Annotated in this window: 12 protein-coding genes; 6 read left to right on the top strand and 6 right to left on the bottom strand. The window is 70.3% G+C overall.

Annotated elements, in window-relative coordinates; translation table 11 throughout:
* Window positions 1-4 precede the first annotated feature (4 nt).
* Window positions 5-2,866 carry a PAS domain-containing hybrid sensor histidine kinase/response regulator gene (locus tag ACN469_RS15075; RefSeq protein WP_498768442.1) on the bottom strand — a complete coding sequence of 954 codons (2,862 nt, stop codon included), beginning with the start codon at window positions 2,864-2,866 and terminating at the stop codon, window positions 5-7.
* Between the two features lie 226 nt (window positions 2,867-3,092).
* Between ACN469_RS15075 and ACN469_RS15070 the strand changes: the two genes are divergently transcribed.
* The gene (locus ACN469_RS15070) at window positions 3,093-4,832 is read left to right on the top strand and encodes a sensor histidine kinase (RefSeq protein ID WP_498768440.1); all 1,740 of its coding nucleotides are present in this window, start codon (window positions 3,093-3,095) and stop codon (window positions 4,830-4,832) included.
* A gap of 18 nt (window positions 4,833-4,850) precedes the next feature.
* Here ACN469_RS15070 and ACN469_RS15065 read toward each other — a convergent pair whose 3' ends face one another.
* The gene (locus tag ACN469_RS15065; RefSeq protein WP_498768438.1) at window positions 4,851-7,373 is read right to left on the bottom strand and encodes an ATP-binding protein; all 2,523 of its coding nucleotides are present in this window, start codon (window positions 7,371-7,373) and stop codon (window positions 4,851-4,853) included.
* A 100-nt stretch (window positions 7,374-7,473) separates the two neighbouring features.
* Window positions 7,474-7,989, bottom strand: coding sequence for a GreA/GreB family elongation factor (locus ACN469_RS15060; RefSeq protein WP_498768436.1), 516 nt, complete (start codon window positions 7,987-7,989; stop codon window positions 7,474-7,476).
* Window positions 7,990-8,106: 117 nt separating this feature from the next.
* Between ACN469_RS15060 and ACN469_RS15055 the strand changes: the two genes are divergently transcribed.
* From ACN469_RS15055 to ACN469_RS15040, 4 genes are all read left to right on the top strand, one after another.
* Complete coding sequence (locus tag ACN469_RS15055) at window positions 8,107-8,331, top strand: hypothetical protein (protein ID WP_498768434.1); 225 nt, start codon at window positions 8,107-8,109, stop codon at window positions 8,329-8,331.
* Window positions 8,324-9,490 (top strand): DUF6891 domain-containing protein, encoded by a 1,167-nt coding sequence (locus ACN469_RS15050; RefSeq protein ID WP_498768432.1) that lies wholly within the window; start codon window positions 8,324-8,326, stop codon window positions 9,488-9,490. Before ACN469_RS15055 ends, ACN469_RS15050 begins: the two co-directional genes overlap by 8 nt.
* Before the next feature lie 80 nt (window positions 9,491-9,570).
* On the top strand, window positions 9,571-9,852 hold the full coding sequence (locus ACN469_RS15045) for a rhodanese-like domain-containing protein (RefSeq protein WP_498768549.1): 282 nt from the start codon (window positions 9,571-9,573) through the stop codon (window positions 9,850-9,852).
* Window positions 9,853-9,894: 42 nt separating this feature from the next.
* Entirely contained in the window at window positions 9,895-10,842 is a 948-nt protein-coding gene (locus ACN469_RS15040) for a DMT family transporter (protein ID WP_498768430.1), read from the top strand.
* A 12-nt stretch (window positions 10,843-10,854) separates the two neighbouring features.
* On the opposite strand, the gene ACN469_RS15035 is transcribed toward ACN469_RS15040, so the two are convergent.
* The 3 genes from ACN469_RS15035 to ACN469_RS15025 all read right to left on the bottom strand — a co-directional run bounded on the left by ACN469_RS15035 (window position 10,855) and on the right by ACN469_RS15025 (window position 12,721).
* The gene (locus ACN469_RS15035) at window positions 10,855-11,790 is read right to left on the bottom strand and encodes an alpha/beta fold hydrolase (RefSeq protein ID WP_498768428.1); all 936 of its coding nucleotides are present in this window, start codon (window positions 11,788-11,790) and stop codon (window positions 10,855-10,857) included.
* A 225-nt stretch (window positions 11,791-12,015) separates the two neighbouring features.
* Window positions 12,016-12,261: a hypothetical protein gene (locus ACN469_RS15030; protein ID WP_498768426.1), complete on the bottom strand. Its 246-nt coding sequence runs from the start codon at window positions 12,259-12,261 to the stop codon at window positions 12,016-12,018.
* Window positions 12,262-12,481: 220 nt separating this feature from the next.
* Window positions 12,482-12,721, bottom strand: coding sequence for a hypothetical protein (locus ACN469_RS15025; protein WP_498768424.1), 240 nt, complete (start codon window positions 12,719-12,721; stop codon window positions 12,482-12,484).
* Between the two features lie 221 nt (window positions 12,722-12,942).
* Between ACN469_RS15025 and ACN469_RS15020 the strand changes: the two genes are divergently transcribed.
* Window positions 12,943-14,289 (top strand): AHH domain-containing protein, encoded by a 1,347-nt coding sequence (locus ACN469_RS15020; RefSeq protein ID WP_498768422.1) that lies wholly within the window; start codon window positions 12,943-12,945, stop codon window positions 14,287-14,289.

The following is a 14,289-nucleotide window of genomic DNA, read 5'->3' as shown; positions in this document are numbered from 1 at the left end:
GTCCTCACGCCTCCGCGGTGGGACGCCGCAAGCGCACCAGGTCCTCCACCACGCGCCGCACGCGGCCCTCGTCAAAGGGCTTCTCCAGCAGGAGGTTCGGGATGCTCGCGAGGAACTCCCGCGCGCCCGTGGTGAAGGCCCCGCCCGACACGAAGACGAAGCGGCCCTCCAGGCCCGCGTGTTCGCGTCGCACGGACTCGTAGACGTCGCGGCCCGTCAGGTCCGGCATCATCACGTCGCACAGCACCGCGTCCGGCTCCAGCCCCTGCTCCAGCAGCTCCAGCGCCTGCCGTCCGCTGCAGGCGACCTCCACCTCGTGGCCTCGGAGGATGCGCTGCAACACGCGCCCCACCGCGGGCTCGTCGTCCACCACCAGCACGCGCCCTCGCGGCTGGCTCAGCGTCCTGGGCGTCACGTCGAGCGCCGCCGCCGACGCGCGCGTGTCCTGCTCCATGGTGGGCAGGCTGACGCGGAAGATGGTGCCCTTGCCGGGCTCGCTCTCCACGGTGATGTCACCGCCCAGCCCGTGGATGATGCTGTGACAGATGGAGAGGCCCAGGCCCGTGCCCACGCCCACCGGCTTCGTGGTGAAGAACGGGTCGAAGATGCGGTCGATGACTTCGCGCGGAATCCCCACGCCCGTGTCCTGCACCTCCACCACCACCCGCGAGCGTCCGTCCCGCCGCGTCGCCAGCCGGATTTCGTGCCGATGCGCGGAGCCCTCTGGAATCGCCTGCGCCGCGTTCACCACGAGGTTCAGGAACACCTGGCTCAGCTTCCCCTCGTTCGCCATCACCGAGGGGATGTCGCCGTACGCCCGTCGGAGCTGCGCGCGGTGGCGAATCTCGTTCGCCGCCATCATCGCCACCGACTCCAGCACGCCGTGCACGTCCAGCGGCGACACGTTCTCCTCGTCGGGCCGGGAGAACGTCTTGAGCTGACGGACAATCTGCCGCACCCGCTCCGCGCCCTCGCAGGCCTCGTGCAGCACCTCCACCCACTCGCCCAGATCGGGCTCGCCCCGCAGCCGGGCCTGGAGCGCCGTCGCGCCGTCGCCCGGGGGCAGGTTGCGGCGGAACTCGTCCGACATGAAGCTCAGGTTGGACAGCACGAAGGCCAGCGGGTTGTTGATTTCGTGAGCGATGCCCGCCGCCAGCGTGCCCACCGACGCCAGCCGGTCCGCCAGCGTCAGCCGCGCCTGGAGCTGCCGCTGCTCCGTCACATCGCGGGCAATCGACACCACCGCGGGATGGCCGTCGAAGCGCAGGGGCAGGGAGACGACCTCCGCCACGCGCGTGCGTCCGTCGCGTCGCATCAGCCGCCGCTCGCCGGTGAGCGCGCCCGCCCTCACCGCCTCCGTGCCGCGCATGTCCTTCACGAACTCCGACAGCTGGCGGCCCACCAACTGCTCCGCGCGCTCGAAGCCCAGCGTGCCCACCAGCGCCGCGTTCGCGTAGACGATGTGCCCGTCCCGCTCAATCGCCGCCGCGTCCGGCACGCCCTCCAACAGCGCGCGGAAGCTGGCCTCGGACAGGCGCAGGGCCTCCTCGGCCTGACGTCGCTCGGTGATGTCGCGCGCCAGTCCCTCCACCGCCACCATGCGCCCCAGCGCGTCCGTCACCGGGACGACGACGTGCTCCAGCCACAGCGTGCGGCCATCCGGATGCAGGTAGCGCACCGTCACCGGCGCACCGGCCGACGCGCGCGGGGCCTCCAGCAGTCGCTCCAGCGCGTCCCGGTCCTCCGGGTGCACGCGCCGGTACCACAGGTCCGCGTCGCCGTAGTGCGCCACCGGCCCGTAGCCCAGCTTCGCGTGCGCCACGCGGCTGACGTAGACGAAGCCTCGCGGCGCCTCGCAGCGGTACAGGTACAGCACGTCGGATGCGTTCTCCGCGAGCTGCCGGAATCTCCGCTCGCGCTCTCTCAGCGCGCGCTCCGACTCCCGCCGCTCCAGCGCCACGGAGATGGCGCCCGCCGCGGCGGACAACAGGTCCACCTCCAGCCGGTCCCACCGCCGCGCCTCCGCGCAGTTGTCGAAGCCCACGAAGCCCGTCAGCACGCCCTGCACGCGCAGCGGCAGCACGAGGATGGAGAGGATGCCCTGTGGCTCCAGCAGCTCGCGCTCTCCGGCGGGGAACGTCTCCACCAGGCCCTCGATGACGTCGCCGCGCGCCAGCGTCTTCTCCCACCGCTCCAGCGTCGGCATCATCGGCAGGTTCTGGAGCTCCGGGTTGTCTATCTCCGCGCGCACGCCCGGCGCGCACCACTCCGCGCGCTGGCTGCACCAGTGGTTGCCCTCGGGGCCCGGGTGCAGCTCGAAGACGTACACGCGGCTGGCGCCCGAGGACTGGCCCAGCGGCTCCAGCACCGGCCCGTACAAGTCTCCGCCGTCGCGCACCGAGAGCAGCCGCTGCTGCACCTCCACCAGCGCGGTGAGGTAGCGCTCACGCCGCTCCAGCGCGCCGTCGGACGCCTTGCGCTCGGTGATGTCGTTGAGCGTCCCGGACGTGCCCAGCACCACGCCGTCCTCGCCCACCATCAGCCGCCCGTAGACCTCCACCCACCGGAAGCCGCCGCCGCGATTCACGTAGCGCACCTCGGTGCGCACGTACTCCAGCTCCTTCGTCACCAGCTTGCGCAACCCCTCCAGGCTTCGCCGCTGGTCCTCCTCGAAGACGAACTCCGAGAAGTGCTTGCCCAGCGAGTCCTCCACCGGGTGGCCCGTGATTTCCGACCACGCCGGGTTGAGGAACGTCCAGGCACCTTGTGCGTCCGTCTGGAAGACGACCTCCTTCAGGCTGTCGATGACGAGCCGATACCGGCGCTCGTGGGGAGTCCAATCAGGCCTGGCGGGCGGCGTCTGCATGTTGAGGCTCGAGGAAGTGGACGCGTCGTCTGAACGGGGAGTTCGGGCGATGTACAACTATCCAACGATTCAGGATTTCTTGCAGGACAGGCAAGGGGGCGGACCTGACCCCAGGAAGGTTGGGATTCAGACCGCGCCCCCTCAGGTGTTGAGCGAGGGCAGGGAGTTGTCTTCCTTCGGGCGGGTCAGGATGCCACCATGCCACGAGCGGAAATTCCCTGAACTCATGTCCTCTGGCCGCGCCCCGCTTTCGAAGATTCATCAGGTGCTCGCGGAACGGGCGGAAGCCCGACTGAGCGACGCCGCCCTGCGCCTGCTCGTCGAGCAGACAGGCGAAGCCCTCGTCCTGCTGGATGCTACCGGCCACGTGCTCGTCTTCAACGCCGAGGCGGGACGCCAGTTTCGCATCCCCATGCCGGAGCGCCTGGAGCGCGGCTGGCTGCCTGGGTGTGACTGGGTGCGTGCGGACAACGTGTCATTGCCACTGGAAGTTTCTCCGCTGACGCGTGCGCTCGCGGGGGAGCTGGTCCGCGAGGAGCGCTGGGGTCTGCGCCGACCGGACGGAACGGTGGTGGTGTTGAGGGGCAGCGTGTTCCCGGTGTCGCCGGAGGGGGGCGCGACGCCGTCGGGGGTGCTCCTGCGTGCGCGCGAGGAGCTGCTGCCCCGCCTGGACGCGACGCGCGGCGCGAAGCTGCTGGCGGAGGCCGGCGCGCTCCTGGGCGCCGAGCTGGAGACCGAGGCGCAGATGGAGCCGCTGCTGCGGCTGCTGGTGCCCACGCTGGCGGACGCGGGCGTGCTCTTCCTGGGCTCGTCGGGCGAGTCGGTGCGCGCCGTCGCCGCGGTGCACGCGGAGCCGGAGCGGCACGTGCTGCTGGTGGAGATGCTGTGCCGGTATCCGCCTGACACGCTGGACCCTCGGGGGCTGCCCGCCCTGTTCCTCACGGGCCGCACGGAGCGGACGGCGGTGTTGTCGGAAGAGGACCAGGTGGCCCTCTCCCGGGACGTGGAGCACGCGCGGCTGCTGCTCTCGCTCGGGCTGAGCAGCTACCTGGGTGTGCCGCTGGTGGCGCGCGGGCGCATCATCGGCGCGCTGGCGCTGTACCGCACGGATGGCGCGCCGAGCTTCGGTGACGAGGACGAGCGGCTGGCGGAGGAGCTCTCGCGGCGCACGGCGCTGTCGCTGGACAACGCGCGGCTGCTGCGGGAAGCGCGCGAGGCGGTGCGCCTGCGCGACGAGTTCCTGGGCATCGCCAGCCACGAGCTGAAGACGCCGCTGACGCCGCTGCACCTCAAGGTGCAGTTGCTCCAGAAGCAGGTGGACCTGCTGGCGGCGAACGGCAAGCCGGTGTCCGCCGAGCGCGTCTCGGAGACGCTGGACGTGGTGCAGCGCCAGGTGCGCAAGCTGACGAGCCTGGTGGACAACCTGCTGGACGTGTCGCGCATCACCGCCGGCCGCTTGAAGCTGGAGCTGGAGGAGATGGACCTGGCGAGCGTGGCGGCGGAAATCCTCTACCGCTTCGCGCCCTCGGCCGCGCAGATGCGGTGCTCGCTGGAGATGCACGCGCCGGTGCCGGTGCTGGGGCGGTGGGACCGGCTGCGGCTGGAGCAGGTGGTGACCAACCTGCTCTCCAACGCGCTGAAGTACGGCGCCGGCCAGCCGGTGCGCATGAGCGTGGAGGCGGATGGACGCACCGCGCGCCTCACCGTGGAGGATGGCGGCATCGGCATCTCCGCGCGTGACTTGCCGCGCATCTTCGAGCGCTTCGAGCGCGCGGTGAGCGACAGGCACTACGGTGGCCTGGGCCTGGGGCTCTACATCACCCGGCAGATTGTGGAGGCCTTCGGTGGCACGGTGAAGGCCACCAGCGAGCTGGGACGCGGCTCCACCTTCGTGTTGGAGCTGCCGCGCGGCGACATCCCGGAGGAGTGGCTGTCGGTGCCCGGCGCGCCCGAGCCCTCGCGGTGAGCCGAGGGCCTGGTCCGCTCAGGCCGCCACGTCGGTGACCTGGGGCACGACGCCGCGAGGCAGGCGCACGTGGAAGGCGCTGCCTTGCTGTGGCCCCGGGCTCTCCGCCCAGATGAGGCCGCCGTGGCGCTCCACGATTTCGCGGCAGATGAAGAGGCCCAGGCCCAGGCCGCCGTAGTGTCGCGCGGTGGCGTTGGACGCGCGCGCGAAGGGCTTGAAGAGGCCGGCCAGGCTCTCCGGGGGAATGCCGATGCCCTGGTCCTTCACGTGGATGAGGACGTGGTCCGCGGCCTCCTCCAGCGTCAGGCACACCGCGCCGCCCTGGGGCGAGTAGCGCACGGCGTTGCTCACAAGATTCGTGATGACCTGGTCCAGCCGGGGCGCGTCCCAGTCGCCTTCCACGGGGTGCTCGGGCACGCGCAGCTCGAAGGCGATGCCCCCCTCGCCGCGCAGCTCGAAGCGCTCCATCACCTCGCGCAGCACCGGCGTCAGGTCCACGCGCTGGCGCTCCAGCTCGAAGCGGCCGCCCTGGATGCGCGCGGTGTCGAGCAGGTCATCCACCAGCCGCGCCAGCCGCTCCGTCTGCCGGGCCATGGAGCGCAGCGCCTTGAGCAGCCGCTCGCGCTCCGGGAAGTCGCCGCTCTTCTCCAGTCGCTGGAGCGTGAGCGCGGCGAAGCCCTTGAGCGGCGTCAGCGGCGTGCGCAGCTCATGGCTCGCCACGCTGAGGAACTCCTCGCGCGTGCGCACCGCCTCCTTCAGCTCCTGCTGCGCCGCGCCCGTGCGGTCCGCCATCTCGTTGAAGCCGCGCGCCAGCTCCCCCAGCTCGTCGTCCTCCTCCACCTCCACGCGCCGGGTCAAATCGCCAGCGGCCAGCGCGGCCGTAGCTTCGCGCAGCGTGCCGAGCCGGCGGATGACGTCGCGCGCGACGAGCTGGGAGAGCCCCAGGGCCAGCAGCACGCCCAGAAAAACCAGGCCCACCACCGCCGCGCTCATGCGCGTAATCGCCGCGTAGGCCACGCCCAGCTCCTGCGTCACGACGACGCTCCACGGCGAGCCCTCCACCGGGGCCTCGGCCGCGAGCACGCGCCGGTCCGCCGCGTCGAAGGCCTCCAGCACGCCGCCACCCGGACGCTCCAGTTCCTCGCGCAGGGCATCCGGCAGGTGGGCCTTGCCGAGCAGCTGCGCGCCCGCCGCCGTGTCTCGCAAGACTTGCTGGCCACGCCGGTCCATCACCTGCACGCGGAAACGCTGGGATGCGGGCGTGGCGGCCTCGCTCAGTCGCTCCAGGGACAAGAGGCCCACCAGCACTCCGCGCCGGGAGCCCTCCAGCTCGAACGGCAGGGCCACGGCCACCAGCGGATGGTTGTGGGGACGGATGAAGGGCAGCGACAGGGGCAGCGCGCCGGGCGCGGGTGGGTCGGGGAAGTGCTCCCGGAGGTTGAAGCCCCAGCCCTCCGGCCCCTCGGACGTGGCCAGCACCTGGGCGTTCTCGTCCATCGTCAACGCGGCGTGGAAGGTGCGCTCGCGCGCGGCGAGGTTGGCGAGGTACGGCTCCAACCGCTCTCGCTCTCCGCTGGCGAGCGCCGCGCGGAAGCCCGGGGACTCCAGCAGCAGGTGCAGCGACTCGCGCGAGTCATCCAGGTAGCGCCGCAGGAAGTCCGCCTCGCCCGCGGCGGCGTAGCGCGTGTCGTCGCGCACCTGCTTCTCGATGGCCCGCTGGGCCAGATAGGCGGCGAGCCCGCCCAGCGCGAGCAGCGGCACCAGCCCGGCGAAGGCCAGCCCTCGCAGCAGCTTCCAGCCCACGGTGCGCGGCGCGCGCGGACGCCAGTTCAACGCCTGCGCGACGCAGGAGAGGGCCAGCACGGTGTACACGGCCGCGCCCAGCCACGAGGAGCCCCGGGCCAGCGCGTAGGCCAGCAGCGCGAAGGGCACCGCCAGCGTGGTCAGCAGCAGCGGGGGCATGCGCGGGTGCAGCCAGCGCGACGGCAGCAGCAGCCCCACGCCGCCCGCGGTGAACAGCAGCCCCACCAGCGGGCGCAGCGGTGACAGGTGCGCGTAGACGGACAGGGGGAAGCGCTCGGGCGCGGCGAGCAGCGCCACGCCGAAGGCCGTGCCGGTGAGGGCCGCCAGCGCGCGCAGCGTGGGCCGCTGGCGCATGGACGGCCACGCCTCCAGCAGCAGCCCGACGAAGAACAGCGGGTAGAGGACGATGCCCGTGAGGCTGCCGGGCATGACATTCAGCACCCACCAGTACAGGCCGATGGCCGCGCCGAGCAGCACGCGGCCGCCCACGTCCAGCCAGCGCGGCGCGCGCGGGTACAGCAGCGCGCCCATCAAGCAGATGCTGCCGGTGAGGTAGGTGACGCCGAGCAGGCGCACGTACGGGTAGAGCGGCCGGAAGGCGGCCACGCGGAACTCGTACGGCACATAGGTCATCAGCACGCCGAACAGCAGGCCGATGAGGGCGGCGGGCCACGTGAGTGGCAACAGCGTCGCGGTGGAGGGCGCCTGGAGTGAACGCGGTGCGGGAAGTGGGGACATCTTCCCGGATTCACGCGTGTCGGGGCCCATGGGTTCTAGTGCTCGCTCGCGTTTCGTCGGGGGCAGGACACCCCGGACGACAGGGGTGGGACACCTGGGCTCATGCGACTTCGAGCACCGTCCACTCGCGTACCTCGCCCGCCAGGGTGACTTCGATGGTGTCGCCCGCCTTGCGGCCCATGAGCGCGCGGCCCACGGGAGATGCGGGGGTGATGACCGACAGGAAGCCGTCGCCGCCGGGGCCTGTCAGCTCCGTGCCCGCGCCCACGGGCAGCACGAAGAAGGTGCGCTCGGCGAAGCCCTCGTCGTCCTCGGTGCTCACGTCCACCAGCGCGCCCAGGGCCACGGGCCCCTGACGCGGGAAGCGCGGCATCGGCCCCTGGCCGAAGTTGGACAGCGCCTTGAGCTCCTCTTGCACGCGGCGGCCGCGATTCGCCTGTCCGGTGGCCAGGCTGCCGAACTCCAGCGCGGCGCGGCCGTCCTCTCTCTTCTCTGATTCGGTGGCCAGACTGCGGGCCGCCTCGCGGGCTTCGGCTTCGGCCCGGTGGGCCAGCCTGTCGCTCTGCTGGAGGCGCTCGGCGAGCTGCAGCATCAAGGCCTGCTTGTCGAGTGACATGATGGCACAGAACTGTAGCGCCCCTCCGCGACACCTCCAGTTTTCGGCCGTGCGCGCTCGGTGGTGCGGGCCGTGGGAGCGAGCAGGTGCGCGAGGGCTGGCGCGATGCGACATCCCGTGTGGCCTCTCGTTCTCCTGCCGGTACGAGGCCCGTGTCTTCGCGATGCGCTCAACGGGAAGAAGGAGCCCGGTGTGAACGAGGAGGAGCTGGAGGCACAGGTGCGCGCCATCGCCGACGGCGTGGAGAACGTGGGCGTCGACCTGATTGATGAGAAAATGGGAGTCATCGTCACGTGCTTCGCGGAGACGGTGGACCTGCACGCGGGAGGCTCCGGTGAATGAGCGACAGCGCAAGCAGGTGAAGGCGCTCGCCGAGCAGGTGCTGAAGGGCTCGGGCGACGTGGTGGTGGAGTGGGGCGATGACGGGCACCTGGAGGCGGGGCTCGCGCAGGTCGACGAGGACACGGGGGAGGTGCTCTCCCGGCTGTTCGTGTCGACGCGAGGCGACGTGGTGCGGCCCAGGCTCGCCGCGCGCCTCGGCGTGTCGGCGCAAGCGGAGGAGCTGGCGCGTCGACTGGGCGCGCTGAAGCTCGCGCCCCGGAGGCAGGCGCCGCTCCCCAAGAGCGAGCTGAAGCTGATTCCTGGAGCGCTGGAGAACCTGACGCGCGGCTTCGACTACGGCACGCATCCGCTGGAGTCCGTCTTCGACTCCACGGGCGGCGGGGACTGGGACTCGCTCGAGGATGAGCGCGTGAAGCGCCTGGTGCTGGAGCGGTTCGTCGCGTACGTCCGGGCGCGGCGCGAGGAAGAGAAGACGTGGCCGGAGGTGCTCGAGGCGGACCGGGTGGAGGCGGCCTTCGCTTCGCTGAAGCGCGCGGGCATCGTCGCGGAGATGGGCGCCACGGACACGCAGAGCGGCGGCTGGAGCCTGGTCCGGGAGCTGGCGGCGGAGCTCCGGGCGAAGGGCAAGAAGCCCTGGGGCGCGGCCTTCTTCCACGAGCAGGACCTGGATGGCGCGTTCGAGGGCGAGGCGATGTGCATCTCCTTCGGCACGCTGGACCAGGAGCGCTCAGTCCAGGACCTGGACGTGGCGCAGGCCGTCGTCAAGGCGCTGCGCAAGCACGGCTTCGAGCCGCGGTGGAATGGCACCGCGGACAGCCGCATCGAGCTGCTGCCCGCGTTCGTCTGGCGTCGCAGGCGCGCCCGCGTCGACACCACGGAGCGCCTGGAATTGGGCTCCAGCGAGTTCAGCGTCTTTCCCGGGGGACTGGTGGAGTTCCTCCCCCGGCTGCGCGTGCTCTCGTGCTGGGCGAGCCGTCAGCGGTTGACGGACATGCGCTCCGACAGCGTCGAGCAGCTCACCGTGGAGTACGAGCGGGAGGATGACGCGCGGGAAGCCCTGGAGGAGGTGCGACAGCAGGCGAAGGAGCGCTTCCCCCGGCTGCGCAAGCTGGTCATCAAGGCGGACGACTTCGCGCACACGGCGCGCTTCCCGAAGTGAGCACGGGATGTGCCGTGAAGGGAACAGGGGCTCGCGTGACGCGCGAGCCTCCGCCCCTTGAATCGGGCATGCTGCCCCGCATGACGCCCCAGGAACTGTCCCAGAAGGCCAGGCAGCTCGTCGCGGAAGGCGCGGTGCTGCTGGACGTGCGCACCCCCCAGGAGTTCCAGCAAGGACACCCCGACGCCGCGCGCAACATCCCCGTGCAGGAGCTCCCCCAGCGAGTCTCCGAGGTGGGCCCGCCCGGTACCCCCGTGGTGGTGTATTGCGCCGCCGGAGGCCGCAGCGCCGTGGCCTCACAAATTTTGCGCGCCAATGGTTTCCCGGACGTGTTCGACCTGCGGTCCGTGAACAACTGGTAACCCCCTGTCCGGGTGGGAGGGGCTGGACGCGTAGCGCGTGACATGGGGAGCGGGTTGGAGCAGCGTGCCGCCGCTCCCGCCATGAACCGCACCGCTGGCTTCCTCATCGTGGCCCTGTCTGGAGCGTGCTTTGGCGCGCTCGGACTCTTCGGTCGCCTCGCCTACGCGGCGGGTGCGGACATCTTCACGCTGCTCTTCCTGCGCTTCACGTGCGCTGGAGCGGTGCTGGCCGCCTTCATGGTGGTGATGCGCCAGCCGCTGCCCAGGGGCCGCGTGCTGGTGGGCCTCATCCTGCTGGGCGCGGTGGGCTACGTGAGCGAGGCGGGCGTGTACTTCGCCGCGCTCCAGTTCGCCCCCGCGGGGCTGGTGGCCCTGCTGCTGTACTCGTTCCCCGCGTTGGTGGCGCTGCTCCAAGTGGTGGTGTTCCGCGAGCGCCTGGGCCGGCTCAAGTGGGTGGCGGTGGTGCTGGCCCTGTGCGGCACGGGGCTGACGGCGGACCTGCGGCAGGGCACGGTGACGCCGACAGGCGTCTTCCTGGGACTATTATCCGCGCTGCTCTACGCGGTGTACGTCGTCACCAGCGCGCGCGTGGCGGGCAAGGCGGGGCCGCTGGCCTCCAGCACCGTCATCCTCTCGTCCGCGGGGATTGTCTTCGGCCTGGCCATGCTGGTGAAGGGGCCGTCCTTTCCGACGACGGGCCTGGGCTGGGGCGCGGTGGCGGGGCTGTCACTCATCTCCACCGTGGCAGCCGTCTTCCTCTTCTTCCTCGGCATGGCGCGCATCGGCCCGGTGAACACCTCGCTGGTGTCCAACATGGAGCCGCTGACGGCGGTGGTGCTGAGCGCGCTCTTCCTCGACGAGCGGCTCAGCCTGCGTCAGGTGCTCGGCGGCGCGCTCATCCTCACCGCCGCCGTGCTGCTGGCCCGCTCGGACACGCCGGGGGCGAACCTGCCGCCCCCCGAGGAGGCCAAGGCCGAGGGGCCGGCGTAGACGCGTCGAGCGCTACCGCGACACGCGGCGCAGGAACTGGCTCACGTCGCGCACGAAGGTCCGCGGCAGCTCCGCGTGGGGCGCGTGTCCGGTGTTCGGGTAGAGGATGAAGCGCGCATCGGGCAGCGCGTTGACGAGCGCCTGCTGCTGCGCGACGGGGAAGAAGCCGTCCTGGTCTCCGCCCACCACGAGCACGGGCACGCGGATGTGGCGCAGGCGCGAGGAGTGGTTCTCCGCGAGCATGCCGTCGAGCGTGTCCTGCCACACGCGCGCGGGGACCTTCAGGCTCTCCGAGATGAGCTTGTCCAGGTACGAGGCCGGCACGGGCCGTACGAAGGTGCTCGACTGGAACTCGCGGACGAAGTCCGGGTCCACGGTGCCCACCTGCTCGTCGACGACGGACTTGAGGAACAGCGCCACCTCGTTGCCCGCGACGGTGGGCGCCGAGCCGACCAGCACCAGCGCGTCCACGCGGCGCGGGAAGTCGAGCGCCACCTGCTGCGCGATGAAGCTGCCCATGGAGTGGCCGACGAGGATGGCGCTGCGCTCGCCCACGGCATCGAGGAAGGCGGCCACGTCCGAGGCGAAGTACTGCTGCGTGTAGCAACACACCGGGCGCGTCGAGTCACCGTGTCCACGCTGGTCCAGCGCGTAGATGTGGAAGTCACGGGAGAAGAGCGACAGGTTCAAGTCCCAGGTGTGGTGCGAGTCCGTGTAGCCATGAAGCAGGACGACGGCGGGCCCGAGGCGCGAGCCCTGCTCCACGTAGCGCAGCGTGACGCCGGTGCGCAGACGGACGGAGCGCTCGCGAGGAGCAGTGGAGAACAGCTCGCTGGACTGCTCGGTCAACGCGGCGGAGTCGGAGGGTGTCTCGGTCGGCGCGGGCTCGGAGGCGGGGCCACAGGCGAGAAGGGGCAGCGTGAGCAGGGCTGCGAGGAGCGTCTTCATGGATGCGTGCCTTGTTCAGAGCCGGCGGGTCATCCGCCGTGACGCACATCATTCTACGACTACCTCTGACATTGCCTCCCCTGGCATGACGTCTGGGGTCGTATTCACTCAGGTCGAGGTGAATCAGACCCAGAAGCCATGTCTGTTATCAGCCAGGGCGGAAGGTTTTTGTCCGGGCGAAATCATGTGTGAGACATGTTTCAGCGTGTGCTCCGCCGGGGTGTTTCAGGGCGCTTCTTCGGCGGTCTTGGACTCTTCTTTTTCCGCGTCGGGTGCATCCGAGGAGGGGGCAGGTCCGTACACGGGCTCGCTGGAGGGGGCGGGGGGCGGCTCCTTGTAGGAGGGCTGGGTGTTGGACCGGGTGCTCGGGTGGTCGAATCGGGCGATGGGGAGGAGGGGGACAGCCCACCAGTAGTTGCTGCATCCCGTGAACAGCAGGCTCGCGACGATGGCGATGGCGGCGTGACGCATGAGTGTCTCCAACAGCCCCTGAGTGCCCGCACCATGACCGGGGCTTCCGTGCAGGCGGCTCGTGATGATGTCTCGTCAGGGAATGACACCTGAGCGGTGGAAGTCGCGCATCCAGGCTGTCCGCACGGCGCGTCGCTCGGCGCAACGCGCCGCGTCCTGGAGCGGCGCGAGCTTCGCGCGCCGTGTGACGAACCCTGGGACGGTGAGTGGCCGGGGTGTTTCAGGGCGCTTCGTCGGCGGGCTTGGACTCTTCTTTTTCCGCGTCTGGAGCCTCCGAGGCGCGGTCAGGTCCGTACACGGGCTCGCTGGTCGGGACGGGGTCCTCCTCCCATCCACCGGGCTTCTGGGTGAGGCTCCTGGGGTTCGGGGTGGAGGGGAGCATGGGGTAGACCCACCAGCGGCTACAGCCGCTCAGCAGCAGTCCCGCGATGACGGCGATGGCGATGGTGGCTTGGCGCATGTCTCTCTCCAGCGGCCCTGACTGAGTTCCCCAGCATAACCGGGGGCTTGGACGAGTGCGACTCATGGTGAAGTCGCGTGAGGGAAGGGCTCGCGAGGGGATGACACCTGAGCGGCGGAATTGGCGCATCCGGACTGCCCGCCTGGTGTGGCGCCCGGAGCGACGCGCCGCGTCCTGGTGCGGATGAGGTACGGCGCTCAAGGTGAGGCGGGAGGCTGCTCATGCGCCTGTCTTGCGTGGTCCCGCTGTTCCTGGTGGTGGCGACGGGGTGCTCCTCGGGACGTGTCGTCCGCCTTGAGACGGGCCTGGACTCTTTTGTCGTCACACCCCACGAGGAACCAGGCGCGGAGTTGAAGGCGGCGGAGCTGGGGGCTGATGCGTTCGAGCAAGCCGTCGCGGAACTCGCGAGAGATGTGCGGCCCTTTCGGCATCCCATGCGAGAGGCACGAGCAGTCTTCGGCGTTCCCTCCCGAAGCGGGACCTTTGATTACGAAGCCCGGGGGCAGCGCTTCATTCCGCGGCAGCAAGATGTGGATGGACCTCGGCTCCTGGAGACCTATGCGGATGAGGAACTCACGCGCGCTTACGGCGAGTGGTGTGCTCGCCGGCGGAAGGCAGGGGATTGTCTGCGCCTCCTGGATGAGGGTCCCTTGTTGGGGAGTGACGGCAAGTACACGCTGGCCATGGCCATCGCCATGGATGGGGTGTGGGTCGAGACGGTCGAGGCCTTGGAGGGCATGGTGGACCCTGATGTCCTTCACGCCACCGTCCTGGCCTCCGTCACCATGTACATGCTCTTGTGGTCATTGCCCGAGCCCATTTCTAAAGGCATCGCGGCGACCTTGACTGCTGCCGCCATCGCCTATCTGGGCGTGGACACGGTGCTCCGCCTCATCGACGGCTGGGTGTTGTTGGTGCGGAAGGTGGATTCATCCAGGACGTTCGCGCAGCTCAGCGAAGCGGCGGGCGAGTACGGCGAGGTGCTGGGCGAGAACGCCGCCCGTGTCTTCGTCATGCTGGCGACCGCTGCCATCGGGAGTACGGCGGGGTTGGCGGCGAAGTCAGTGGGGTTGCCGGGCTCCGCGCAGGCGGCCCTCGCCGTGGAGTCGCAGGCCGGCTTCTCGTATGCCGCACTGGGAGGGGTTCAGTCCGTCGCGGCGACCACCACGGGACTCACGGTGGCGCTGGTTCCTACAGCGGTGGCCATGTCGGCGCGTTCGCCGCGAGATGGTTCGCATTCTCATCAACATCACCTCGCCACGAACAAGAACGACCGCTCTTCGGTTCGGGGAGGACCCTGGACGCCAAGGTTCCGGCACATCTTCCAGAAGGCGGGGATGGAGTTGAAGGATCAGGAGAACATCGTTCCCATCAAGGGACATCGTGGACCGCACCCACAGCGCTATCACGAGCTGGTCTTCGAGGAGCTGGATGCGGCGACGTCGACCTGTCGAACGGTGCAGTCCTGCCGAGCTGCCCTGCAAGCCACGTTGCGGCGACTCGCACGGGAGGTCGCCACTCCGGGGACAGAGTTGAACCTGCTCGTCACTCGCGGAGCAAAGCCGTAG

This window comes from Corallococcus terminator (assembly GCF_049194865.1).
Taxonomy (GTDB): Bacteria; Myxococcota; Myxococcia; order Myxococcales; family Myxococcaceae; genus Myxococcus; species Myxococcus terminator_A.
The sequence above is the reverse complement of the archived record's forward strand: the minus strand, read 5'-3'. Positions and strand labels throughout refer to the sequence as shown.

Excerpts from the sequence above, each read along its gene's own strand:
- ACN469_RS15075 (WP_498768442.1), bottom strand. The coding sequence starts at position 2,866 with ATGCAGACGCCGCCCGCCAGGCCTGATTGGACTCCCCACGAGCGCCGG.
- ACN469_RS15070 (WP_498768440.1), top strand. The coding sequence starts at position 3,093 with ATGTCCTCTGGCCGCGCCCCGCTTTCGAAGATTCATCAGGTGCTCGCG.
- ACN469_RS15065 (WP_498768438.1), bottom strand. The coding sequence starts at position 7,373 with ATGTCCCCACTTCCCGCACCGCGTTCACTCCAGGCGCCCTCCACCGCG.
- ACN469_RS15060 (WP_498768436.1), bottom strand. The coding sequence starts at position 7,989 with ATGTCACTCGACAAGCAGGCCTTGATGCTGCAGCTCGCCGAGCGCCTC.
- ACN469_RS15045 (WP_498768549.1), top strand. The coding sequence starts at position 9,571 with ATGACGCCCCAGGAACTGTCCCAGAAGGCCAGGCAGCTCGTCGCGGAA.
- ACN469_RS15040 (WP_498768430.1), top strand. The coding sequence starts at position 9,895 with ATGGGGAGCGGGTTGGAGCAGCGTGCCGCCGCTCCCGCCATGAACCGC.
- ACN469_RS15035 (WP_498768428.1), bottom strand. The coding sequence starts at position 11,790 with ATGAAGACGCTCCTCGCAGCCCTGCTCACGCTGCCCCTTCTCGCCTGT.
- ACN469_RS15030 (WP_498768426.1), bottom strand. The coding sequence starts at position 12,261 with ATGCGTCACGCCGCCATCGCCATCGTCGCGAGCCTGCTGTTCACGGGA.
- ACN469_RS15025 (WP_498768424.1), bottom strand. The coding sequence starts at position 12,721 with ATGCGCCAAGCCACCATCGCCATCGCCGTCATCGCGGGACTGCTGCTG.
- ACN469_RS15020 (WP_498768422.1), top strand. The coding sequence starts at position 12,943 with ATGCGCCTGTCTTGCGTGGTCCCGCTGTTCCTGGTGGTGGCGACGGGG.